The following is a 22820-nucleotide window of genomic DNA, read 5'->3' on the forward strand; positions in this document are numbered from 1 at the left end:
ATAGACCATGAAAGTGCTGCCCTGTGGGTATCTGCCTAACCATCTGTAATACAACACATTTCATGAGGACTGCAGAGGGCCTCCCTTTTTGCCCCGTATCAACATTCTGGTGTGATTACTCTACAAAAGGTGAAGAACCTTCTGGGGACAAAGTAACAGGCCCGTCGTTCTATCCTTCTTCCACAGCGGAGGACAAATCTTGAGCCTGTTCCGCCGCCATTTCATCCTGATCACCTCCTGTCTGTTCCTCGCTCTTCTGGCAGGCAGCTGGGGGTTGTACCTTCGGACGCAGGCCCTGCTTTCCAACCAGCTGGCCCATCTGGCCGTCCAGTCCCTGCCTTCGGACGGTCCCACCCCAACCCTGACCATACAGAGAACCTCTGCCAGAGGATGGCCTTTCGGGGCCTGGCGTCGGCTTTACGGCGTGTCCTTTCACACCCATCTCAACGGGGCCGATATTGTCGGGGCCACCCCCATGCTCCGCCTGGGTGGGAACTGGCTGGACTGGGCACATTCCCTGACCACACGGACCGAACTTCCGCTACAGCTGCCGGACAGCACCATCCTCCGCATGGTCCGCAACGGCGAAAGCCTGACCCTGCGCCTACGCAAGGCAAAACTGCGCATCAGCAAGGAAAGTCTTCCCTGTCCACCAGATGCCAGATGCCATGACCACGGCACGCTGCCCCTGTACTGGGCACATTTCCGCATTGCTGAACTGGAACTGGCCTTCTCCCGCCTGTCACACAGCCTCATGCTGAATCACCCTGCCGGGACCATCCGTTTTGCACCGCAGTCCCTGTCGCAACCTGACCCTGCCCTGCAGAACAGGCCTCTGCTTTCCGCTGCCATCACGGCCAGAGAGCTGACCTATCCCTCCTCATTTCTACAGAATTTTCGGGTGGAACAGGTTCATGCTGCTTTTGCCCTGCTACCCGGCACCGGCACGACACCCCTCAGATTGCCGCCAGAAACCGATCATGCCACATCCTCCTGGCCTGACATTCCGTTACAGCTCAGGCTTCATGAGCTCAGTGCCACCATCCATCCGGTGGCTCCGGGAAAACAGGACACGCCACCGCCGCATCTCTCCCTTGGTGGCAAACTTTATGTCCCGGCCTTTTCTGGCATTCTGTCCGTCAGTCTGACCAACTGGCAGGAGCCCCTGCATGATCTGCTTCAGAGTTCATGGATCCAGCGCAACGTACCCATCGCCATGCAGGGGCTCCTGAACGACATGATGACCAGCCCCCGGATGCTGTCCCTCTCCTCCCATCCCCTGACGGTCAGCATCCCTCTTGACCACGGCGTTCCCCCGGGGCTTTCATCCGACCATTTGCAGACCCTGTACAGCCATTTCCGCCAGCTTGCTCCTCATCCTCAATGACCTTCCAGAGCCTTTGCCCGACAGACCTGATTACCGTTCTCATGACATTGGGCGATGATGCACCCCACGTCGCCCTGCTGCGCCATGACCGGGACACTCCCCCCCTGGAGGAAAGCCATCATTCCCTGCAGAAACGCCTCTGCCATTGGGCGGAAACCCTGACACACTGCCCCATCGGTTACATGGAGCAGCTCTATACATTCAGCTCCTTTCCCATACGGGAACAGACGCCCCATATTCACATCACCTATCTGGCCCTGAGCCACAGCCATCCACGGGACTGTCACGGTTCGCTTTACCAGCGTTTCCCCTGGGAAGACCGCCGGGACGAAAGCGGCAACAAGCAGCTGGCCGAGTTCATCACGGCCATCAGGCAATGGGCCGACGACAATGAGGAACGCCAGAGCCGCATCGCTCCAGCCTTTGGGCTGGATGGCCTGCCGTGGGACGATACCCGTGTTCTGGAGCGTTACGAACTGCTGTGGGAATCCGGGCTGGTGCCACGCAGCCCGCCCAAACAGAAAAACACGGACCGGGATGACCGTCGCCTTCTCGCCACGGCCCTGTCCCGGCTACGTGCCCGCACCCGCTACAGTCCAGCCGTTTTTGAGCTGCTTCCTTCGTCTTTCACTCTTCTACAACTGCAACAGGCGATGGAAACGGTATCTGGCCGCCTCATGCACAAGCCCAACTTCCGCCGCCTTGTCCTGCATCAGCAGCTTGTGGAAGAAACTGGCACCTACGACCGCCCAACCGTAGGACGCCCCGCCCAGCTATACCGCTTCCGGCCAGCTGCCATGGCTTCCTGCTATCTGGGAGCGGCATTCTTACCGCTTGAGGTGCCGACTCTTTAAGCGATTTTTATCACGTATGATGGAACTTCATTGAAACAGGCCCATCTTTAGAGAAAGACATCACAAAACTGTCCCAATTTCCCTGTCCTGCTTCTTCCATAAGTTCGTGAAGTGCTGGTACACCCACCGACACTTCCCCAAGGCATATTCACTCAGGGGGCGCGGACTGGCTTTCACTGCTCTCATCATGCAAACGCCCTCCACCAAGAAGACCCGCAGAGTTCGCCGCCATCCCCTTGGCAAGGCCGACGAGCTTCTGCGACATCGATCCGGTAACCAAGCCGCCGCCTGCATGGCCGTGCTACGATAATCCGATATGTTCGCCCGTTGCATCTGCCCGAAAGCAGACAGGCTGCCATGAATGAGCCGAAGCCACTACCGTATTCCAAAGCCAGAAAGAGACAAAGGCTGAGCCTGCGATGATGCCCCCGCCACCATTACCCATCCGGTTCCCGGAGAAGGGCTGACCTTTCCGCCCACATATCTGGCTCCATTCCGGGTATCTCCGGTAACCGTACCCCCCAACCAGAAAACGCCACCTTCCCCTGATTGTGGAGAGCCTCTGCCCAGTCACTCCCATCCAGAATACGCTCCCGAAAGAACGGTACGATCTTTCCTCCTGACACACCCGGAGCAGAAACCCCTTGGCATGGTCTCCAGCAGGGCCTATATTATGCTCATATTGAGTATAACCTTGGTAAGGACCTCTCCATGATGCAGGGCATTGCCCCTTCTCCGTCCCGCGCTGCGCTGTACAGCCCCGTGGCCTCCCTCATGGCCCGGCAGGACTGGGACCGGCTTTTTGCAGATGACATCGAGGCCATTCTCGAGCTGAAGCGCAAGCATAATGCCGTCATCCTCGCCCATAATTATCAGACGCCAGAAATCTTCCACTGCGTGTCCGACATCAGGGGGGACAGTCTGGCTCTAGCCCGTGAGGCCCAGAATCTGGAGCAGGATGTCATCATCATGGCGGGCGTCCATTTCATGGCCGAAACGGTCAAGCTGCTGAACCCCACAAAGACCGTCCTCATCCCGGACGAACTGGCAGGCTGCTCCCTGGCCGAAGGCATCACGGCGGAAAATGTCCGCACCCTGCGGGAACGCCACCCCGGCGTGCCGGTCGTTACCTATGTGAACAGTTCCGCTGCCGTAAAGGCCGAGACGGACGTCTGCTGCACGTCCGGCAATGCACGCCGTGTCGTGGAAAGCCTTGGCGTGCCAGAAGTCATCATGATCCCCGATGAATTCCTTGCCCGGAACATCGAGCGGGAAACCGGCATCAAGATGCACACATGGTCAGCCCGCTGCGAAGTCCATGAACGGTTCACCCCGCAGGAAATCCGCCAGTACCGGCGGATGCATGGCCCTCTCCATATCATTGCACATCCGGAATGCTCACCCGATGTCGTGGCGGAAGCCGACCATGCCGGGTCCACAGCCAGCATGATGGACTACATCGCCCAGCATAAACCTGAAAAGGTCATGCTCATCACCGAATGTTCCATGAGCGACAACCTCGCCGCCATGCACCCGCAGACCGACTTCATCCGTCCCTGCAATCTCTGCCCGCACATGAAGCGCATCACCCTGAAGAACATCCGTCAGGCTCTGGAAACCATGAGCACCGAAGTCACCATCCCGGCTGACCTTCAGGAACCGGCCCGCCGCTCCGTCGAGCGGATGCTGGCCATCAAGTGAAGGACCGTCCCATGCAGGGACATGCCCTTTCCCGCCACGCAGGCTGGCCAGTCATCATCGGGGCCGGGCTGGCTGGCCTCATGGCGGCTCTGGAGATGGACGGCCCCTGCGTGCTGCTTGCTCCCTCCTTCACAGGGGAAGGAACATCCAGCACCCTGGCCCAGGGCGGCATGGCAGCGGCGGTCGGTCCCGGTGACAGTCCGGCCAGCCACGCCGAGGATACGCTCAGGGCCGGTGCCGGTCTGTGTGATCCGGCCATCGTGCAGCGCATCACCGAGGCAGGGCCGGGTGCCGTGGAAACGCTCCTGCGGCTTGGCGTGCCCCTGGCCCATAACGGAAAGGGCCAGCTTGCCCTCCATCTGGAAGCCGCCCACAGCCATGAGCGGATTGTCTTTGCCGGTGGCGACCGAAGCGGGCAGGTCATCCTTCAGCATGTTCTCCAGCAGGCCCGGGAAAAGGACACCATCCACTGGCTACAGGCCACGCTGGAAGGGTTCCACGCCCCTGATGGGACAGTGCAGGGTGTATGGACATCCGCCGGGTTCATCCCCACACGGCACTGCATTCTGGCCAGCGGCGGCTGCGGCGGGCTGTATCAGCACACGACCAGCCCGCTTCCCAACCGGGGTACGACACTGGCTCTGGCCGCATGGGCAGGAGCTACCCTGCGGGACATGGAATTCACGCAGTTTCATCCCACGGCCCTCGTCGCACCGGGCCAGACGGGCCGCCTCTCCCTCATCAGTGAGGCCGTGCGGGGAGCCGGAGCCGTGCTGCGTCTGGATGACGGCCATCGCTTCACGGAAGAACTCGCCCCCCGTGATGTCGTCAGCCGGGCCATCGCTGCCCAGCTGCGGGAAGGACGCACCGTTTTTCTGGATGGACGCTCCCTGCCGGGTGCCCCCTTCAGCGCACGTTTCCCCGGCATCACACAGGCCTGCCGAAAAGCCGGTCTTGATCCGGACACCCAGCTTCTCCCCGTCCAGCCCGCCATGCACTACCACATGGGCGGCCTGAAGGTGGACCAGACAGGCCGCACGACCCTGAAGGGATTGTGGGCCTGCGGAGAGGTCGCCTGTACCGGCCTTCATGGTGCCAACAGGCTGGCCAGCAACTCCCTGCTGGAGGCTCTGGTCTGCGGGAAATGGGCAGGGCGGGACGTCAACACCAGCCGGAACGATGGAACAGCTCCCCCTCCCGCCACGGTACCGGCACGCCCCACCTTCACGACGGACTGGCCTTTCCGGGCTGAAATGCAGCAGCATCTCGGCATTCTCCGCACCCGCACAGGACTGGAAAATTTTCTGGAACGCACCCTGCCACTGGCCCGCCAGAATCTCTGCGCCCTGACCGCCTCCTTCATCGGCTGGGCCGCCCTGAACCGCCCGGAACAGAGAGGGGCACACTGGCGGGAAGACACGCCCGGTCTTCAGCCGCCCCGTCACATCGACATGCAGCTGACCGACCTGCCCCTGTAACCTCCTTCCATCCAGCACCAGGAGACCTATCATCATGGCCCTTGAGACGCTTTTCCTGCCCGACCTGCTCTGGGAACCGGTCATCAGCAACGCCCTGCGGGAAGATTTCGGCACAGGTGGCGACGTCACCACGCAGGCTCTCATGCAGGGCCAGCCCACACTTCGGGCCTCCTTCGTCGCCCGGCAGGATGGACGGCTGGCCGGACTTCCCGGTGCCCGTCTGGCCTTCACGCTTCTGGATGGCCGGACCCGTTTCACACCCTTCAGACAGGAGGGCGACCGCATCACCCGTGGCGACGTTCTGGCCGAGGTGGAAGGCCCGGCCAGCGCCGTGCTGGGCGGAGAACGTGTGGCCCTCAACCTGCTGTCCCATCTCAGCGGAATCGCCACCACCACGGGCCAGATCGTGGATGCCGTGGAAGGTACGGGGGTCAGCATCTGCTGCACCCGCAAGACGCTCCCCGGCCTGCGTGCCCTACAGAAATATGCCGTCCGGGCTGGTGGTGGCAGCAATCACCGCCACAGGCTGGATGATGCCATCATGCTCAAGGACAACCATCTGGCTCTTTTCGGCAGCAACATCCCCGCCGCACTGGCCGCTGCCCGCCAGCGGGCCGGACACCTCATGAAGATCGAGCTGGAAGTGGACTCCCTCGCCCAGCTTGCCGAGGCGCTGGACTGCCCCGACGGGCCGGATGCCTACCTGCTGGACAACATGACCCCCGCCATGCTGCGTGAGGCCGTGAACATGATCGAAGGCCGGGCCATTGCCGAGGCCTCCGGCGGCATCACGCCCGACACGGCCCGCAGCATTGCCGAAAGTGGCGTGGACATCCTCTCCCTCGGCTGGCTGACCCACAGCGTGAAAGCACTGGATATCGGGCTGGACATCCGCACGGCCTGACAACTCAGAACTGGTCTTTCTGCTTCCGCAGGCGGGCCAGTTCTTCCGGCGTCCGGGCCATGAGGAACGGGTTGGTCTGCCGCTCCACGCCCAGCGGAACAGGCACCGAGGGCCGCCCTTCCGCCCGGAGCTGCGCCACCTCTGCCCTGCGGGCCTCCAGCGCAGGGGTGCTTCTGCCCAGTGAGGCAATGAATTTCAGGTTCCCCTGCGTGTATTCATGGCCGGGGCAGAGAAGTGTCCCGTCCGGCAGATCATCAAACTGGCGGAAGCTGGCAAAAAGCTGTTCCGCAGTCCCCTCGAACAGGCGGCCACTCCCACCACTGAACAGCGTATCCCCACTGAAGAGGGCCGGGGTTCCACCCTCCAGCGCATAGCAGAGGTGATCCAGCGTGTGACCCGGTGTGGCCATGACACGGAATGTCAGCCCGGCCACCTTCACCTCATCACCATCCTTCAGCGGGTGATCGACACCTGCCACATCCGCTGGACCATAAACCGGCACGTCGTGGCGCCGTGCCAGTTCTGCCACCCCACCGACATGATCGCCATGATGATGGGTCAGCAGGATGGCAGCCGGAGCCTCTTCTCCCAGCATCGCCTCTGCTGGCCCGGCTTCACCGGGATCGATCACCACCCAGGGGTGCCCCTCCTTACGGACGAACCAGATGTAATTATCCTGAAAGGCGGGAACCGGCCTTATCTCCACACTCATGAAACCTCTCTCCAGACAGGGTTATCCCGCAGGAAACAGCGGGATAACGGAAGCCATGCCTCCAAGATGGCCCCTGCCACCTTTCCCTGCAAGCACACACCCAGCCCTGACCACGCCCTCCCCATCCCCGTCACGAAATACTTGACCCATCCAGCAGGTGACGTATGAGTAATCTCATGTCACTGATCAAATCTCTCAAACTCGTCCTTGCTCCGCCGCACCGTGCGGCAACACCCTTTCTGGGCATCGGCCTTCTGGCTGGTGTGTTCGGGCGGGCCACGCCATGGCGGCTGACACGGGCCCTGGGGACAGCAGGCTTTGCGTTCACAGGCTTCTGCCTCTATTTCTTCCGCAACCCACGGCGGACGTCTCCACAGGGTGAAGGGCTCGTCCTCGCCAGTGCGGATGGACGTGTGACAGGTGTTTCCATGGTCCCGCCGCCGGCTGCCCTGGAGATGGGCAGTGAGCCGGTCTGGCGTGTTTCGACCTTCCTCTCCGTACTGGATGTGCATGTAAACCGTATGCCCGTCAGTGGGACAGTCACGAAAATTGCCTATCATGCAGGCAAATTCCTCAATGCCAGCCTGGACAAGGCCTCCGAACATAATGAACGCAACGAACTGCGCGTAACTCTCCGGGATGGCCGCCAGGTGGCCGTCGTGCAGATCGCCGGGCTGGTCGCCCGCCGTATTCTCTGTGATGTGAAAGAAGGCGAACAGGTGCAGGCCGGGGAGCTGTTTGGCCTCATCCGCTTTGGCTCCCGCACGGACATCTACCTGCCACCGGGTATCACCCCCGATGTCCTGGAGGGGCAGACGATGATCGGAGGCGAGACGGTCATAGCGAAGCTCTGAGGGCCAGACATATGCAGAAGCCATCTTCCGACACGGCCATGGTGCATAGATACCGGCGCAAGCGGCGCCGGGTCCGTGGGCTTTCCTTCAACCGGCTTGTCCCCAACATCCTGACGATGCTGGGCCTCTGTGCAGGGCTGAGCGCCATCAAATTTTCCATGACAGGCCATTTTACCCATGCAGCCGGGGCCCTGCTCATCGCTGCCTGCATGGATGGGCTGGACGGACGCATCGCCCGCCTGCTGAAGGGGACATCCCGTTTCGGAGCTGAATTTGACAGCCTGTCGGACTTTGTCTGCTTCGGCGTCGTGCCGCCCTTCATCCTCATGCTCTGGGCTCTGCCTGCCACGCAGCGGCTGGCCTTCATCCCGTTCATTCTTTTCACGGTCTGCATGGCCCTGCGGCTGGCCCGCTTCAACTCTGCACTGGACGACGATACGGCACCGGAATATGCCGCCAATTTCTTCTCCGGCGTGCCCGCACCGGCAGGGGCAGGGCTTGCACTGTTCCCGGTCTTTCTGGGGCTGGAAGCCAAGCGCAACAACCTGACAGGCATCGAGCATTTCGCCCACTCCCCATGGCTGGCCGCTGGCTGCCTGATCGTCACCGCCCTGCTGCTGGTCTCCACCCTGCCGATCTGGTCCTTCAAGAACTTCAAGGTGCCATCACGCTATATTCTGCCCATGCTGGTCGGCGTCGGTGCCTATGCCGCCATTCTGGTAACAGAACCATGGGGCGCTCTGGCCGCAGCTGGTGTCCTCTATCTCGTCATGATCCCGCTCTCCCGCCGGTCTTACTGGCGGCTGCGGCGTGAGGCAGAAGATGCGTGGGAGCCCGTGGGAGATGAACCACCCTCTGCCAGCTCCACCAACGCCTGAAGAATGGATGCGGGCGACGGCGGGCAGCCAGGAATGGACCCATAGACCCGGCTGAGCGCATGGAGGCCACCCAGCGTGGCGTATGTGTTCTTCCACAATCCACCATCATGGGCGCAGTCTCCCACAGCCACGAGGCTGCGTCCTGCGGGCATGGCCTCCCACGCACTGGCCAGATCGCCTGCGCAGGAGCGTGTCACAGAGCCGGTGACAAGGAGCCAGTCCGCATCCTCCGGATGCTGGACCCTCTGAAACCCGCTCCCTTCCAACGGGTAGGCGCTGCTTCCCAGAGACACCAGTTCCATCGCACAGCCTTCGCAGCTTCCCGCCTCAAGCGTGAACAGCCTGATGCGCCGCCCCTGCCGCCTCACGGGGCGGGGGCGCCATTTCTGTACATCCAGAAAAGCAAGCATCATGGTCAGGGGAGCTGACTGCATGGCAGATGTGATCCTCACAATGGGAACAAAACAGCAGAACCTGTAACAGAAGGTTCATGCCGGGCACTATATAGTGTCCCGGCCCAGAGTGAAGTACCCTCCCCCGCCATGCACCCACCATCCTCCTCACCGCACCCCCATCCCCGCAGAGCACTGCTCATCATCAACCCGACAGCGGGGCATCACTCTCCCCGGCGGCAGGCTGCCTTCGTGAAGCATCTGGAACAGGCCGGGCTGGACGTGCGTGTCATGGAAACCCGCTACCGGGGCCATGCTGCGGAGATCGTGAAAACCCACCTGCCAGAAACGGACCTCATCATTGCCGGTGGAGGGGATGGAACGATTGCCGAAATTGCCCACGCCATGCTGGGCCAGTCTTGCCCTCTGGCCCTCTGGCCCGTCGGATCAGCCAATGTGCTGGCACTGGAGCTGGGCGTCCCCTTCCATGACGCCCGCAACGCCACCCTGATCGCCAGCGGGCAGACCCGCACGCTCTGGCCGGGCTGGCTCACCACAGAAGGACAGGCCAGCCCAACCCTGTTCCTCCAGATGGTCGGGGTCGGCCCCGATGGCTGGGTGGTGCAGCAGCTCTCCACGGCCCTCAAGAAACGGATCGGCCGGGCCGCCTATGCCGTCACCGCCCTGCGCCTGCTGTCCACCTATCCCTTCCCCGCATTCGAGACAGACGTGGATGGCCGATGCTACCAGTCCCGCCTCACCATCATCTCCAAAGGGCAGCTTTATGGCGGTCCGTTCCGGCTGTTCCACCACAACCACCATGAAGAGGCCGCCTTCTCCGTCTTCATGCTGCACCGGCTGCACCCGCTCTGCCTGCTGAAGCAGGCATGGGCTTTCCTCTGCCGGAACGACTGCACCACCCCGGCCTTTTCCTTCATCCGGGGACGGACCGTCACCTGCCCCGGCAGCCAGCCCGTTCCTGCCCAGAGTGATGGGGACTTCAGAGGAACAACGCCGCTCCACATCACCAGCGCGCCAGCTCCCCTGACGGTCATCTGCCCGGCTAGAAATCAGCCCCCATCTGGAGAAAGAAACTTCTTCCGGCAATGTAGCCTGAATATTGGGAAAAGGCGGTATTGAAGGCCCCATCCGGCACGAAGGGCGGCCGACGGTTGAACAGGTTGCTGATGCCTCCCATCAGCTGGAACTGGTGCCACGTCCCTGACACCGTCACGTCATGCAGGATCGTTCCTCCCACGTGAGTTCGCCCGGATGTGGCCGGGTCAAGATCACGGTGCCCGTCATTCATCCTCATCCCGCTGATGAGGCGTGTCATCCAGATGAGGCTGACATGGTCATGCCGCCATGTCGTGCTGATGTAATGCTGCTCCCGTGGTCGGCCACTGCCATTCAGATAGAGCAGACGACCTGTATAGTCCTGCCAGCTCCCGTTGCGGGTCAGCTTCTGCCTGTAATTCAGAAGATACTGGGTGTTTTCATGAAGGCTCAGCTGGTCCCTGTCGCCCAGGGGCAAGCTGTAATGCAGGCTGAAATCCAGACCATCCGTCTTCAGGGCACCGACATTCTGCGGCAGGGCCTTGATGGCCGTGATCTGCCCGCTGCTGGAACGGGGCAGGATGGCACTACAGAAATCCGGCTCGCTGCCAGTGTAACATCCATCCAGAAGCGTCTGCGTGCTGAGGGTCGAGATCATGTCCCGCAGGCTGTAATGCCAGTAATCGACAGAGAGCCGCAACGCCCTGAGAGAGCGGGGCGTGATGTCCATGCCGACCGTTGCCGTACGTCCATATTCCGGCCCCAGCCGAGGATTGCCACCGGAGAGGGTCGGCAGCTGCCCGACCAGTGAAGAGGTGAAGCTGGCCGGGTTGATTCCTTCCTTCTGGCACCGTGCCTGCACCGCTCCCGCACGGCTGCCATAGCTTCCCACATGGGCGCAGGGATCGGATGCAGAAGCATAGCTCAATGTCTGGCCGCCATAGACATCATACAGCCCCGGCTGCCGGAACGAGGTGCCCAGCGTCCCCCGGAAGGCCACATCCTGAACCGGTGCCCAGTGCAGGCCGGTCTTCCAGTTCAGCGGTGTTCCGTAATGACTGTATGAAGAGACACGGCCCTGAAGGTCAACCGTCAGGTCCCGGGCCAGTGGCGCACGCCGCAGCAGGGGAAGCTGGATTTCTCCATAACCCTCCGAAACGGTGAACCCACCGCCCGTATAGGCCCCCGCCGCCCCTGTGGACGCCCCCTGCGCCACGAGGGCATCAGGGTGATAGCTCAGCTGCTCCCCCCTATGTTCCATGCCTGCCGCCACCCCGACCGGCCCGCCATACATCCACGGCAGGGCAAAGAGATGCGGGTTCCGCAGGCGCAGCATCGTGTCCCGCAGCTGATAGGTGGCCCGGTCCTTCTGAGTGAACCGGACATGATCCTTCGCCTGCTGGCTGTAAGGCGCAAAAGGATTCTGCAACACGCAGCCCTGCGCCGCCTGGCATATGCCCGGGTCATAGACCACGGGACTGCGGGAATCCATCACATCCAGCTGTCTCGTCCCTGTCGTTTCCAGCAGGTTGCGGTAATTGATCATGTCCTGCGTGTGAGAGGACAGATGGCTGCGCCCGTAGGTATAGGAGAGGTCATAATCCCACCCGGCTCCCAGCTGTCCTTTCAGGCCGGGCAGGAAGGTCCATGTATCAGTGTTGATGTGATTGCGCCGTGGCCCGACATCTTCCATCCGCTTGATGATGGACGCATCCCGCTCCCACGGATTGTACGGACTGGCCGCCGGCAGCAGCCATGAAGACGGCAGTGTGGATGGCGGGACACTCCCCTGCACCGGCGCTGGCGACTGGGTCCGTTCCACGAGCGTGTGGCTGTATCGCATGGTGCCATAGAGCGTCACGAACCGGGAAAACCGCTCATGGGCATCAAGAGAGGCCGTGCCGTCATCATGGCGGTTCATGATCGTGGAATAGCGGGCAAAATTGTACAGATCGTCCCTGGTGAAGCGGCGGAAGCCGCCCTGCCCGTCCGGCACCATCTTCTGCCCCGTCTGCGGATTGATGAGCACGCCGGAAGGAATGATGGACGACCCGTAACTGGGGCTGCCCGTGGCCGGATTGTCATTCTGTGGCAAGGCTGACCAGCTGCGGTCCCGGTTATAGATGGGGCCGGTCGTGCTGTAGCTGCCCGCCAGCGTGACGTTGCCCCGCCCCTCATCAAAATTCATGCCGTGATAGGCGGAGACCTCGCCACCCCGGGCATCCCCGGCCTGCGCAATGCTCCCCCGCATGGTGATGTTGCTGCCCGTGAGGTCGTGCCGCAGATGGATGTTGATGACCCCCGCCACGGCATCCGCCCCATACAGGCCGGACCCGCCATCCTTGAGAATTTCCACCTTCTCGATCTGCTGCAACGGGATGGTGTTGAGGTCTACACATTCGGACCCGGCATTGAGGGTCGCCCTGTGCCCGTCAATCAGCACAAGCACCCGCCCCTGCCCCAGATTCCGAAGGTCCGTGCAGGATGCCCCCTTGCCCCCGTTGGTCAGGCTGTTCGGCGAACCGGATGAGCCGATGGAAGGCATCCTTTGCAGATAGTCCCCCAGAGACGTCACGGCACTGCGCTGTATCTCCTTCCCCGTGATGGTCTGCACGGGATTGGGGGATGTCTTCCGCCCACCCTGAAGGTAAGACCCTGTGACCGTCAACTGCTCGACAGACTGGAAACGGGCCTGTGCTGCCTGATGTGCTGGTCCGTTGCCCCTGTTTCGAGAATGTTCTGGTGCTGAGGGGGTTTTCACCGTCCCGGCCGTCTCAGGCTCCGCCACTGGCGGTTGGGCCTGCGCGGGCAGCACCGTCAGGACCGGGCAGACCAGCCCTCCACCCAGCATGAGGGCAACGCCCTGTCTGATAAACCGCACAGCCCCTCACACAACGCATGATGAATCTTAAATCATATTTTATATGTTATAATATAACATCATGACGGATGCCAGAGCTTTTCAGGCAGGCCATCTCACAAGGCAACTCCGGCGGGCGACAGGCCCAGAGATACCAGCGCAAGCCCCAGCTGTTCCGGCTCATGCCCTTCCAGCACGGAACCCAGCACGGCCAGAAGAGGCACAAGCGGATCCCGTATCTGAACACTGGCCAACCGTCCCTCCTTCAGCACGACATGGTACCAGACATCTCCTCGGGCTCCCTCGGCCACGCCCAACCCTTCATCAGTACGGGGCATGGCCTGGCGCTCACTCTCCGCACCATAATCGGCGACAATACACTCCAGGATTTTCAGGGCTTCCTGGCTTTCTGCCAGACGCTGCCGACTGCGTGCCCAGGCATCCCCTTCATGACGCCCAGCCCCACCCATCGCCCGCGTGCGGACACCCTCATCCATGTAGCGCATGTCCAGATACCGCCCACTGGCCCGGCCAATCACCCCACCCAGCGCATAATCCCACGCCAGTTCTGTCGGCACGGTGGCTATGGTCTTCAACCGTCCATCCGACAAACGGGCCAGCTGTCTGATCTGCTCCAGCCGTGGGGCCACCCCCTCCACCACGGCCTGAACAAACGGAATCATCGCATCAACGCCACTGCTTCCCTCCAGCCTGATGCTGTCTGTCAGACGGCGGGACAGACCATGCGCCGTACAGAGGCCCGCAAGATGCTCCCGGGCATGGTCGCACAGGCTCGCCATCAGGCCAGCACCAGCCTGATGGGCCGTCTGCGCCAGATCAAACAGATGCAGCCCCAGCCGCTCCACCTCCAGCAAAATGAGCCGTCTGTCCCGCTCCCGTGGGTCTATCTGGCGATTTTCTGCCTGCTCCAGCGCCCGGACGAACGCCAGAGGATGGGCCACAAACCCACCTGCTGAAATCCGGGCCACCAGCGGCATGGCCTCCTGCGGTGTCAACCCGACCAGACGGGACAGGACACCACGATGGCCAGCCGCAATCTGCACCTCCACCTGCTGCATCACACCGTCGGCCAGCACATAATCCACACCCAGCAGGCCCGGTATGGCCGTACGGAAGGGCGCAATCCTGCATCGTGGCAAAGGCTGCCCCGTCCCCTCGCTGACAGGCAGGGGACGGGCAGACAATGGCGCCGCAAGGGACCAGCTGCCATCATCCAAAGCCGGACTGTCATCCAACGCAGACCAGGCCTCCACACCCCAGAGGTCCCTGGCCATACGCTCCCCCCACTGGGCCGCCGGGAAATACTGCGAGGCTGCCTGATAACGCCCCTGCACCACCGCTGTACTGAGCAGCAAAGGCTGCTCACCCTGTAACAGGAACAGGGCCGTGGCCCATTCCTCATCCGCCCAGAAACCCAGCAGGGACATCAGCCGGACATTCTGCTGCAACAGATGCAGCCAGCCCTCCGCCGTCACACGGTAATGAAACAGCCCGACACGCTCCCCTTCGGGCAGGACGACTGATCCTTCCGTCATGTTCAATGTCCTTTCAGGTCAGGCAAGGGAGGAACCAGCATGCCTCCCCAGACCAGCAACGCAACGGCCAGCAGGACCAGAAGAACCAGCAGCAGAAGGAGTTCCCGCATCACCCAGCCACCACGCTGCCAAACGGCCAGAACACCCTGCGGCATGGTTTCCAGCTCCAGATGCCGGAATCCCAGCATCACACAGGCCAGCAGCCCAAGCAGGGCCGGCCAGCCCAGCAGCGGCACCATGACAGCCAGTACGATCATGATGACGGGCAGGACCATCTGCACCGGCAGGGCAGCCACACCTCCCAGAAGCAGGCCATCACATCCCAGCCGCAGGGCCGTGGCGAGCAGGGCGCCCCCATAAAGCAGGAGAAGGCATGGCATCTGCCCTGTTCCCGCAGCCAGCACGCCCAAACCCGTCATCCATGAAAGAAGTGGAAAACTGCCCTGTCGCCCCAGAAACGTGCCTGCCAGAGCCAGCAGTCCAGCCACCACCATGAGGTGCCGCATGAAAGGGGTCACGGCCAGCAACGCCATAAGAAACAGCGGAACAAAACGCAGCCCCGCATCCAGCAGGACCAGCTCTGCCCGGCTGGACACGGCACTCCCCAACCCCGCCATCATGCACAACCCTGTCAGCGCCAGAACCTGCCCAACCTGGGCTGCACTCTCGCTGCTGGAAAACACACCCCCTCCCTGCATCACTGCAAAGCCAAGCCCCGCCAGTATCAGGCCACTCAGCCGCAGACGGACCACCTCCCAGGCAGGCATGGCCCGCCGGGTTGCCCGGCCATCCCACCAGGCCAGCAGGACAGTCCCGGCACCATCAAAAAACAGGGCTGCCAGAGGGGGGCGCAGCAGAAGCCCCATAAACACGCAACCTGTTACCAGAAAGGGCAGATAGACGCTCATCCCTTCCCTGAAGGACGCCGTCCCCGTGATCGGTTCAGTTCTGCCCCGCAGAACAAAGAGCAGCGCCGGTACACAGGCCTCCATGGCCAGACAGACCTCCTGTCCCCACGTCATGCCGGACGAACAGCCCAACAGGGCCAGGCCACTGAGACCCAATCCCAGCCGTGCCATGAAGCTGGCCTGATCGGGCCGGCGTGAAGCCCACAGGACCCAGACCACCAGAAACGGCCAGCACATCAGCCCGAACAGCACAGGAGACGCAAACAGTCCGGACGAGAAAGACGCGGCAGCCAGCATCATCACCCTTCCTCCACCCGCAACCAGGCCAGCCGGGGCAGAAGCACAAGTGCCAGGAACACCATGACCGCCCAGAGTGCCACAGCCGTCACGAACAGCCCCCATGAAGGCAGGATGGCCGCCATCACCATGAGGCCATCCACAGCCATGATCAGCCCGCAGAACTGGGCCAGAGCCACACCACAGGCTGCTGCACACAAACCGGCCAGCACCAGACCGATGCCAAAAGTCGGCACCAGTCCGAGACCTGCCCCAAAGAAAGCCAGAACAACCTGAAGGAGCAATGTCATCACGACAGGCAGCAAACCCCGCCCACTGGCAAGGAGACGCCCTTGCTGGCCAACAGCAAAATGCCGCACGAGCCCCCACAGGATCAGATTGAAAACCGGCAGCAGCAGGGCACAGAGACCTGCCAGCCCTCCCGTACCGGATGTCCCCGCAATGATGGCGCAGAACCCGCCATAAAGCGGCAGCCAGCGACCATCCCGCCCCAGCCTCAGCAGAACGAATACCAGTGCGCAGGCAAACCCGGCCATCATACGGCAAACCTCCCGGCAAGCGCCATCAACCCGGCCAGCCCCAGCAGAAGGGCCACAAACCGTCCATGCCGTCTCATGCCTGTCATCTGCCCCAGAGCTACCAGAACACTCCCCCCCACGAACCTGACAGACAGCCCGAGAACTCCCCCCGGCCCCTCCAGACCAAACAGGACAGGCAGCAGAAGATCCCCCAGAAGCAGCGACCAGCCAGCATGATACACGCCCACGATCACCTGTCGCTGATCCCGTGCCAACCGGCCAACAGGCTGGCCCCTCGCCACCATGTCATCAGCCAGTGTCTGGCGATCCGGCAGGGAGGTCGTCAGGGCCAGCGCCACGGCACAGCAGAGGGCTGTCCCAGCCAGACTGGACCCCGGTGCCGCCAGCAAAAGCTGCTGCACACCCCGCAGGCCGGTCACACCCGGAGCCGCCAGCACGATGAAAGCTTCTGTCAGACAGAGGACCAGGCAGCAGCGTCCATGCATCCACCAGAGCGGCCCCGGGACAGCCCAGAAAGCGCCAGCCAGCAGAACACTCCCCATCAGCAACGGGTCCGCCAGCCATGCACCCATCACGGCACCGACATCCGGCATGACGATGGACAAACCCGCCAGACAGAGCAGCACCAGCAGCACCAGAGCCAGCATCAGCCCATCCTCCAGCGGCAGGCCATGCCGCAGGGTCAGCCGCCAGAATGCAGCCATCCGGCCATATCTCTCCCGCAATGGTGCCACAGCCCTGCCAACCAGCAGGGCCGGAACATCCTCCCCCAGCCAGAACATTACCGGCAGGAGAAGCAGGATCACGGCCAGCTGAAGGCTCAGCTCCAGCAGAACACGAAGGCCAGAAAGCAGAACCATGCCCATCATTGCGCCAGCCCCATGACAACCAGCACACCCCCCAGAAAGACAAGCCAGAAAACTGCTTCCGGCTCCTGCACAGGGAGAAGGGACAGAATCTCCCTTGCGGAAAGACGAACACTGCGAACCTGCCGCTGCCCCCGCATCAACCACCGCCGCAGGCCCCGGGGACGGACAGGCTGTGCCTGCATGTAAGGCTGGAGACTACCCAGCATGGGGCTGCTCCCTCCATCCCGTTGCAGGCCAGCATCCGGCCCATCACGCCAGCGCCCACGGGACAGGCAGAACCAGAGAGGCAGCAGGCCCGCCCAGAACAGCGGCAGAGCCATCAGACTGCCATCACCACCGGACAGGCCATACAACCAGGCCGCCCAACCCGCACCATGGCCCGTCATCCAGCCTGCCACCATGCCACAGGCCGAAGGCAGCCCCATGGCCAGAAAGAGACCCCATATCCAAGACCGGCGGCGCTCCTCTGGCAGGACGGCCGCACCTTCACCCAGCAGCACCATGCCATCCCCACAGGCAAGCCCCATGATGGCCACCCCCAGCAAACAGCCCACCACGGTCCATCCTTCCGTACTGCTGCTCAACCCCAAAGCCGCATGAAGACCAACCCACCCTACGACAAATCCCGGCAACGGCGGAGCTGGCAACAGCAGCAGGGCCGCCCGGTGCCAGATCACAGCCAGAGACTGACAGACAAGGTCCAGCAGAAGCGCAAAAAGGGCACCCTCCACCCCAAGGTCCATGCCCTGTTGGCGTGAAATTTCCACAATGCCCAACAGAAGCACGGGCCGCACCAACCGACAGTGCCGATACAGGGAGAGCCGGTCCGGCCACGCCCCGGCCAGAAGACATACCCCCGCCAGACCGACAGCGGCCAGAACCCACCCCAGAGGATGCAGGGCAGCCAACCCATGCCCCAGCCCCAGCAGCAGGAACAGGGCGACCAGACGGGCCGCCCCATCGCTGCCGGCCCGGCCCGCAGCCCAGAGACAGACGGCCATCAACCCCACGCCCCCTGCCCCATCAGGCAGCAGACCATACCCAACCAGCGCCGGAATCCCCCAGACGGGCTGAAAAACGGTCCCTCCTCCCATGAGGGTGAGCGACACGGCCACCAGACAGGCCGCCGCCCCCGCATGGTGCGAGACTGCCAGCGCCAGCATGGCCACGACCATGCCTGCCATGTGGCAGCCGCCCCGCCGCCAGAGAGCCAGTGGCACGGAACGCCAGAGCCCGCTGACAAAAATGCGGACATGCCTCTCCCCACAGAGCAGCACGGCCATAAAAACCAGCAGACAGACCATGAAAGGGTCATGAAACGACATGTCCGGCTTTACCCTGCCCTTCTCCAACCTCTGGCGTCCTGCTGCCAGTATGTCAGGCGGTATCCGGCCTGTTTCATCTCTTTCCAGCGCAGACGGGCCTGCTGGACGGCGTCCCCGTCATGCCCGTTGAACAGGTCGAAAATCCTCCTGAACCCCGTCAGCGCCCCATCCCAGGCCCCATTCATGCGGAACAGGAAGGCGCCGCCATTGGGTAATTCATCACACGCTGTCAGCCAGACAGGCTGGCGGTCCGCATGGCCCATCGCACGGCTGCCATGTGGCAGCCAGACACCGGCAGGCGTGGCCCACAGGGCCTCGTCCAGCATCTTGACCTGCCCGGCATCCTGACAGCGAATCACGGCACGCTCGCCAGCCTCAAGCGTCCGGTTCAGCAGGGCAGGCAGGGCGGCTTCAAAAGACGTCCGTGTCAGATGATAGAACCCCACCTGCACGTCCTGCGGCGGATACACCCTGCGCGTGACCAGCCCATCAGACGGCTCCTGCATGTCATGCCTCTTTCATGAAAAGCCCTTGCCGGTTTCCTTTCCCACAGGGGGGAAACCAGCAAGGGCCAGCCCGGACATGCCCCCCTGCGGGGACTGCCCGTCTCTCCATCCCTCAGTGCCGGGACGTTCTCTCCTGATGCAACCGGACAAACCGGTCCAGCAGCCGTACACCAAACCCACTGGCACCTTTAGGGGTAATGGCAGAAGCCTGCTCTGCCCACGCTGTGCCGGCGATATCCAGATGAGCCCAGGGTGTATCCCCGACAAAACGCTTCAGGAATTCGGCTGCCAGAATGGAACTGCCCGGCCGTCCCCCGATGTTCTTCATGTCGGCAATGTCGGAATCAATCCGGCGATTGTAAGAGGCCCCCATCGGCATGCGCCACAGGGTCTCACCGCTTTCCTCACCAGCCTGGGCCAACGCACTGGCAAGCTGGTCATCATTGCTGAACAGCCCAGCATGATCGCTGCCCAAAGCCACGACAATGGCCCCTGTCAGCGTGGCCAGATTGACCATCAGGGCCGGTTCAAAAGTCTGCCGTGTGTAGGACAGGAGATCCGCCAGAACGAGACGCCCTTCCGCATCAGTATTCAGCACCTCGATGGTCTGCCCGCTATGGCTTTTCACGATATCACCCGGACGTTGGGCCGCCCCGGAAACCATGTTTTCCACAAGGCCGACAACCCCCACGGCATTGACCGGTGCCTTCCGGCGGGCCAGAGCGCTCATCACGCCCACAACAGCGGCAGCACCGCCCATGTCCATCTTCATTTCATCCATGCCAGCAGCGGGCTTGATGGAAATGCCACCGGAATCAAAGGTCACACCCTTGCCGATGAAGGCCAGCGGCGCACTGTCAGTCCCGGCAGCCCCCCTATGCCGCATGATGACGGTGAAAGGCGGCTTCTCGCTGCCCTGCGCCACGCCCAGCAGGGCCCCAAAGCCAAGCTCTTCCATCCGGGCACGGTCCAGCACCTCGACCTCCAGCCCCAGAGATTCCAGCTCTTTGATGCGCTGTGCAAATTCCTCCGGGAAAAGGACATTGGCGGGCTCGTTGACGAGGTCTCGCGTCAGGAAAACACTTCTGCCAAGCCCTTCCAGCTCCTTCCAGCCTGCCCGGGCCTCTGCCAGCTGTCCAGCATCAGGCAGGACCACATGCAGTGCCTGAAGGGCCGGTGTCCTGCTGCTTACCGTTCTGTAGCGGTCAAACCGATAGCTACCCAGCTGGGCACCCAGGGCGATTTCCGCCGCCAGCGGCGCCTGCCCGGCTTCCAGCAGCAAGGCAGCGTCCTGCGCCTCGACACCGCTGGCCTTCAGCAGTTTCACAGCCTCACCCCCGGCACTCCGGGCCGCCGTCCCAACACTCTGCGGCTCATCATCCGCCGGGGCGCAGCCCAGAAGGTGGAACTGCGCCACAGCCGCTGATGGAGCTGTCAGGCTGAGAGTCTGTCCGGCCTTGCCAGAGAAGTCCCGCAAGGAAACAGCACGGGACAGGGCACCGCCCAGAGCCTCATCATGCTGGCGGAACACGGCACCCTGTGCAAACTCCGCTCCATGACAGAGCAGAACAGCGGAAAGGCCATTACCATCTTCCGGGCGGGCTGCTGCTGTAAAAGAAATATCGATCATGATCATCCTGTTTCATTCTTCTGGCAGGCCCCACCTTCTGCAGGAACAGCATGGACCCTGCCCTCATCTGCAAAGAAAGCCACAGCCCCGGCCAGGACTGGCGGACCAGCCTCACATGAGCGTGACGGGATGGGACTTCCCCTTTTCAGTCCGCCCATCATAGCAGAGAAGAGGAGAAGTGACGAATGATCCATAATACGGTAACCTGTTGCCATGACTGTTTCCCCCGAGACCCTCCCACACGACCATGAGCTGCTGACGCTGGCTCTGGAAATTGCCACCGAAGCCGCCGGGATCGTAAGAGAGATCCGTGACCGTGGGTTCCAGACCGAGATCAAGGCCGATTCCTCGCCTGTCACGGAAGCAGACAAGGCATCGGAGCGCCACATCCTCGCTCGCCTGCGGGACGCCTGCCCGGCCATCCCCGCCATTGCGGAAGAGGAACATGCCGCAGGCATCCATGTCCCGGCGGGCAACAGCTACTGGCTGATTGATCCCCTTGATGGCACACGGGGGTTCGCCGCCGGAGGGGAAGATTTCACCATCAATATCGGGCTGATCCGCAACAACAGGCCCGTGCTGGGTGCCGTGGCCCTGCCCGCCAGACAGGGCGTGTATGGCGGGGGTATCGGGCAGGGAGCCTTCCAGCTGATCGGCATGCAGCGCCACCCCATCAGGACGACAGAGCCGGGACCGGATGGGCTGCGGGTTCTGACATCATCTCACCACACATCCGAGGCCCTGCTGAAAAAATGGCTGGCCGGACGGCATGTCCAGTCCGTCACGCACATGGGGTCTGCCGCCAAGATCATCCTCATTGCCGAGGGCAAGGCTGATTTCTACCCCCGCTTCGGTCCGACCATGGAATGGGACACCGCTGCCCCGCAGGCCATCCTGGAAGCCGCAGGCGGGCACCTGCTGGACGATGCAGGCCAGACACTGCGCTACGGCAAAAAGGGCTGGCTCAACTCCCCCTTCTTCTGCACCGGCTATTCGCAGGACTGACCTTTCCCCCTCCCAACTCTCTCCCCCTCCCCGCTTCATCACCCGGTATCATCACCATGCCCCATACTGCCTCCTCCCATCACCGCACAGAACGGCTCGACCAGGACCATGATGGTATCCGGCGTGCAGCCCGGCTGCTCCGGCAGGGGGCTCTGGTCGCCTTCGGGACGGAAACGGTCTACGGGCTGGGAGGGCTGGCCACCTCACAGCGGACAGTGGAGCGTATCTTCAAGGCAAAGGGACGCCCATCCTTCAATCCCCTCATCAGTCATTTCGCTTCAGCTGATGCCGCCTTTGCCGAGGCCGACATGGCCATTCCCCTGCATGACATGGCCCGACGTCTGGCCCAGCGTTTCTGGCCCGGGCCGCTGACACTCATCCTGCCCCGCCATGCGAAGAGCCGTATTGCACAGGCGGTCACCGCAGGGTTGGAAACGCTGGCGGTCCGTGTTCCCAAAGGCCGTGCGGTGGAAGACCTGCTCCGCCTGGCCGGGGCTCCCATTGCGGCTCCTTCCGCCAATCGTTCCGGCAGGGTCAGCCCTTCCACCGCACGTCACGTTCTGGACGAGCTGGAAGGCCGGATTGATGCCGTGCTGGACACGGGGCCCTGTGCCGTCGGGCTGGAAAGCACCGTGCTGGACCTCTCCGGGTCCCACCCCATACTCCGCCGCCCCGGAGGCGTGACGCTGGAAGAGTTGCAGGAAATCTGCGGTCCCATCATTGTGGCCGACCATGCTGGCGCAGCTGATGGCACCAGCCACCCCAACGCCCCGGGGCAGCTGTCATCCCATTATGCACCGTCCCTGCCTGTCAGGCTGGATGCTACCCACGCCCAACCCGATGAGGCCTTCCTGACCTTTGGGGACACACAGGCTGAGACAGTTTCCTCCAGCCTCACCCTCAATCTCAGCCCCGATGGCAATGTGGAAGAAGCTGCCCGCCGCCTGTTTGCCAGCCTGCGCCAGCTGGACCAGTCTGCCAGTCGGCAGGGACTGGCCGGCATAGCCGTGGCTCCCCTGCCGGATGCCGGGCTGGGCCGTGCCCTGAAAGACAGGCTGAAACGGGCGGCCGCTCCCCGCCCGACGGATTCTGCCGCTCCCCCAACCTGA

20 protein-coding genes are annotated in these 22820 nt (G+C 62.6%); 10 read left to right on the forward strand and 10 right to left on the reverse strand.

Annotation, left to right across the window (positions count from 1 at the left end):
* The first annotated feature begins 199 nt into the window (after positions 1–199).
* The 5 genes from CPA54_RS04970 (at position 200) to nadC (ending at position 6324) form a co-directional block, all read left to right on the forward strand.
* A complete protein-coding gene (locus tag CPA54_RS04970) occupies positions 200–1387 on the forward strand; it encodes a hypothetical protein (RefSeq protein WP_249085742.1) in 1188 nt (395 codons plus the stop codon).
* Positions 1384–2241: an NrtR DNA-binding winged helix domain-containing protein gene (locus tag CPA54_RS04975; protein WP_249085744.1), complete on the forward strand. Its 858-nt coding sequence runs from the start codon at positions 1384–1386 to the stop codon at positions 2239–2241. Before CPA54_RS04970 ends, CPA54_RS04975 begins: the two co-directional genes overlap by 4 nt.
* Before the next feature lie 714 nt (positions 2242–2955).
* On the forward strand, positions 2956–3942 hold the full coding sequence (nadA, locus tag CPA54_RS04980) for a quinolinate synthase NadA (RefSeq protein ID WP_081563426.1): 987 nt from the start codon (positions 2956–2958) through the stop codon (positions 3940–3942).
* Positions 3943–3953: 11 nt separating this feature from the next.
* The gene (locus tag CPA54_RS04985; RefSeq protein WP_249085747.1) at positions 3954–5420 is read left to right on the forward strand and encodes an L-aspartate oxidase; all 1467 of its coding nucleotides are present in this window, start codon (positions 3954–3956) and stop codon (positions 5418–5420) included.
* Positions 5421–5454: 34 nt separating this feature from the next.
* Entirely contained in the window at positions 5455–6324 is an 870-nt protein-coding gene (gene nadC, locus CPA54_RS04990) for a carboxylating nicotinate-nucleotide diphosphorylase (RefSeq protein WP_043557912.1), read from the forward strand.
* Positions 6325–6328: 4 nt separating this feature from the next.
* Here nadC and gloB read toward each other — a convergent pair whose 3' ends face one another.
* Positions 6329–7036, reverse strand: coding sequence for a hydroxyacylglutathione hydrolase (gene gloB, locus CPA54_RS04995; RefSeq protein WP_198027086.1), 708 nt, complete (start codon positions 7034–7036; stop codon positions 6329–6331).
* Positions 7037–7212: 176 nt separating this feature from the next.
* Between gloB and CPA54_RS05000 the strand changes: the two genes are divergently transcribed.
* Positions 7213–7890, forward strand: coding sequence for a phosphatidylserine decarboxylase (locus CPA54_RS05000; RefSeq protein WP_043558376.1), 678 nt, complete (start codon positions 7213–7215; stop codon positions 7888–7890).
* An 11-nt stretch (positions 7891–7901) separates the two neighbouring features.
* Positions 7902–8768 (forward strand): phosphatidylcholine/phosphatidylserine synthase, encoded by an 867-nt coding sequence (locus tag CPA54_RS05005; protein WP_081562888.1) that lies wholly within the window; start codon positions 7902–7904, stop codon positions 8766–8768.
* On the opposite strand, the gene CPA54_RS05010 is transcribed toward CPA54_RS05005, so the two are convergent.
* Entirely contained in the window at positions 8684–9202 is a 519-nt protein-coding gene (locus CPA54_RS05010) for an NADH-quinone oxidoreductase subunit B family protein (RefSeq protein ID WP_043557909.1), read from the reverse strand. The genes CPA54_RS05005 and CPA54_RS05010 overlap by 85 nt on opposite strands.
* A gap of 108 nt (positions 9203–9310) precedes the next feature.
* Between CPA54_RS05010 and CPA54_RS05015 the strand changes: the two genes are divergently transcribed.
* Positions 9311–10300: a diacylglycerol kinase family protein gene (locus tag CPA54_RS05015; RefSeq protein WP_249085749.1), complete on the forward strand. Its 990-nt coding sequence runs from the start codon at positions 9311–9313 to the stop codon at positions 10298–10300.
* On the opposite strand, the gene CPA54_RS05020 is transcribed toward CPA54_RS05015, so the two are convergent.
* The 8 genes from CPA54_RS05020 to CPA54_RS05055 all read right to left on the reverse strand — a co-directional run bounded on the left by CPA54_RS05020 (position 10224) and on the right by CPA54_RS05055 (position 20706).
* A complete protein-coding gene (locus CPA54_RS05020) occupies positions 10224–13097 on the reverse strand; it encodes a TonB-dependent receptor domain-containing protein (protein ID WP_249085751.1) in 2874 nt (957 codons plus the stop codon). The genes CPA54_RS05015 and CPA54_RS05020 overlap by 77 nt on opposite strands.
* A gap of 95 nt (positions 13098–13192) precedes the next feature.
* Positions 13193–14632, reverse strand: coding sequence for a hypothetical protein (locus tag CPA54_RS05025; protein WP_249085753.1), 1440 nt, complete (start codon positions 14630–14632; stop codon positions 13193–13195).
* Between the two features lie 2 nt (positions 14633–14634).
* Positions 14635–15840, reverse strand: a complete 1206-nt coding sequence (locus CPA54_RS05030) for a hypothetical protein (protein ID WP_249085755.1) — start codon at positions 15838–15840, stop codon at positions 14635–14637.
* Positions 15840–16376, reverse strand: coding sequence for a hypothetical protein (locus CPA54_RS05035; protein WP_043557906.1), 537 nt, complete (start codon positions 16374–16376; stop codon positions 15840–15842). Before CPA54_RS05035 ends, CPA54_RS05030 begins: the two co-directional genes overlap by 1 nt.
* A complete protein-coding gene (locus CPA54_RS05040) occupies positions 16373–17236 on the reverse strand; it encodes a hypothetical protein (protein ID WP_143539912.1) in 864 nt (287 codons plus the stop codon). The genes CPA54_RS05035 and CPA54_RS05040 overlap by 4 nt, the downstream gene beginning before the upstream one ends.
* A 5-nt stretch (positions 17237–17241) precedes the next feature.
* On the reverse strand, positions 17242–18570 hold the full coding sequence (locus tag CPA54_RS05045; RefSeq protein ID WP_249085757.1) for a hypothetical protein: 1329 nt from the start codon (positions 18568–18570) through the stop codon (positions 17242–17244).
* Positions 18571–18578: 8 nt separating this feature from the next.
* Positions 18579–19076: a DNA polymerase III subunit chi gene (locus CPA54_RS05050; RefSeq protein WP_052348873.1), complete on the reverse strand. Its 498-nt coding sequence runs from the start codon at positions 19074–19076 to the stop codon at positions 18579–18581.
* A gap of 112 nt (positions 19077–19188) precedes the next feature.
* A complete protein-coding gene (locus CPA54_RS05055; protein WP_103765278.1) occupies positions 19189–20706 on the reverse strand; it encodes a leucyl aminopeptidase in 1518 nt (505 codons plus the stop codon).
* A gap of 213 nt (positions 20707–20919) precedes the next feature.
* Here CPA54_RS05055 and CPA54_RS05060 point away from each other — a divergent pair, with 213 nt between their 5' ends.
* Both CPA54_RS05060 and CPA54_RS05065 read left to right on the forward strand, forming a co-directional pair.
* Positions 20920–21711, forward strand: coding sequence for a 3'(2'),5'-bisphosphate nucleotidase CysQ (locus CPA54_RS05060; RefSeq protein WP_249085758.1), 792 nt, complete (start codon positions 20920–20922; stop codon positions 21709–21711).
* Between the two features lie 56 nt (positions 21712–21767).
* Positions 21768–22820, forward strand: coding sequence for an L-threonylcarbamoyladenylate synthase (locus CPA54_RS05065; protein WP_043557902.1), 1053 nt, complete (start codon positions 21768–21770; stop codon positions 22818–22820).

It is taken from the genome of Parasaccharibacter sp. TMW2.1890 (genome assembly GCF_023337645.1).
GTDB lineage: Bacteria > Pseudomonadota > Alphaproteobacteria > Acetobacterales > Acetobacteraceae > Bombella > Bombella apis.

Excerpts from the sequence above, each read along its gene's own strand:
- CPA54_RS05010 (WP_043557909.1), bottom strand. The coding sequence starts at position 9,202 with ATGCAGTCAGCTCCCCTGACCATGATGCTTGCTTTTCTGGATGTACAG.
- CPA54_RS05060 (WP_249085758.1), top strand. The coding sequence starts at position 20,920 with ATGACTGTTTCCCCCGAGACCCTCCCACACGACCATGAGCTGCTGACG.
- nadC (WP_043557912.1), top strand. The coding sequence starts at position 5,455 with ATGGCCCTTGAGACGCTTTTCCTGCCCGACCTGCTCTGGGAACCGGTC.
- CPA54_RS05015 (WP_249085749.1), top strand. The coding sequence starts at position 9,311 with ATGCACCCACCATCCTCCTCACCGCACCCCCATCCCCGCAGAGCACTG.
- nadA (WP_081563426.1), top strand. The coding sequence starts at position 2,956 with ATGCAGGGCATTGCCCCTTCTCCGTCCCGCGCTGCGCTGTACAGCCCC.
- CPA54_RS04975 (WP_249085744.1), top strand. The coding sequence starts at position 1,384 with ATGACCTTCCAGAGCCTTTGCCCGACAGACCTGATTACCGTTCTCATG.
- CPA54_RS05035 (WP_043557906.1), bottom strand. The coding sequence starts at position 16,376 with ATGATGGCCGGGTTTGCCTGCGCACTGGTATTCGTTCTGCTGAGGCTG.
- CPA54_RS04985 (WP_249085747.1), top strand. The coding sequence starts at position 3,954 with ATGCAGGGACATGCCCTTTCCCGCCACGCAGGCTGGCCAGTCATCATC.
- CPA54_RS05050 (WP_052348873.1), bottom strand. The coding sequence starts at position 19,076 with ATGCAGGAGCCGTCTGATGGGCTGGTCACGCGCAGGGTGTATCCGCCG.
- CPA54_RS05000 (WP_043558376.1), top strand. The coding sequence starts at position 7,213 with ATGTCACTGATCAAATCTCTCAAACTCGTCCTTGCTCCGCCGCACCGT.
- gloB (WP_198027086.1), bottom strand. The coding sequence starts at position 7,036 with ATGAGTGTGGAGATAAGGCCGGTTCCCGCCTTTCAGGATAATTACATC.
- CPA54_RS05055 (WP_103765278.1), bottom strand. The coding sequence starts at position 20,706 with ATGATCGATATTTCTTTTACAGCAGCAGCCCGCCCGGAAGATGGTAAT.
- CPA54_RS05040 (WP_143539912.1), bottom strand. The coding sequence starts at position 17,236 with ATGGTTCTGCTTTCTGGCCTTCGTGTTCTGCTGGAGCTGAGCCTTCAG.
- CPA54_RS05030 (WP_249085755.1), bottom strand. The coding sequence starts at position 15,840 with ATGATGCTGGCTGCCGCGTCTTTCTCGTCCGGACTGTTTGCGTCTCCT.
- CPA54_RS05065 (WP_043557902.1), top strand. The coding sequence starts at position 21,768 with ATGCCCCATACTGCCTCCTCCCATCACCGCACAGAACGGCTCGACCAG.
- CPA54_RS05025 (WP_249085753.1), bottom strand. The coding sequence starts at position 14,632 with ATGACGGAAGGATCAGTCGTCCTGCCCGAAGGGGAGCGTGTCGGGCTG.
- CPA54_RS05045 (WP_249085757.1), bottom strand. The coding sequence starts at position 18,570 with ATGTCGTTTCATGACCCTTTCATGGTCTGTCTGCTGGTTTTTATGGCC.
- CPA54_RS05005 (WP_081562888.1), top strand. The coding sequence starts at position 7,902 with ATGCAGAAGCCATCTTCCGACACGGCCATGGTGCATAGATACCGGCGC.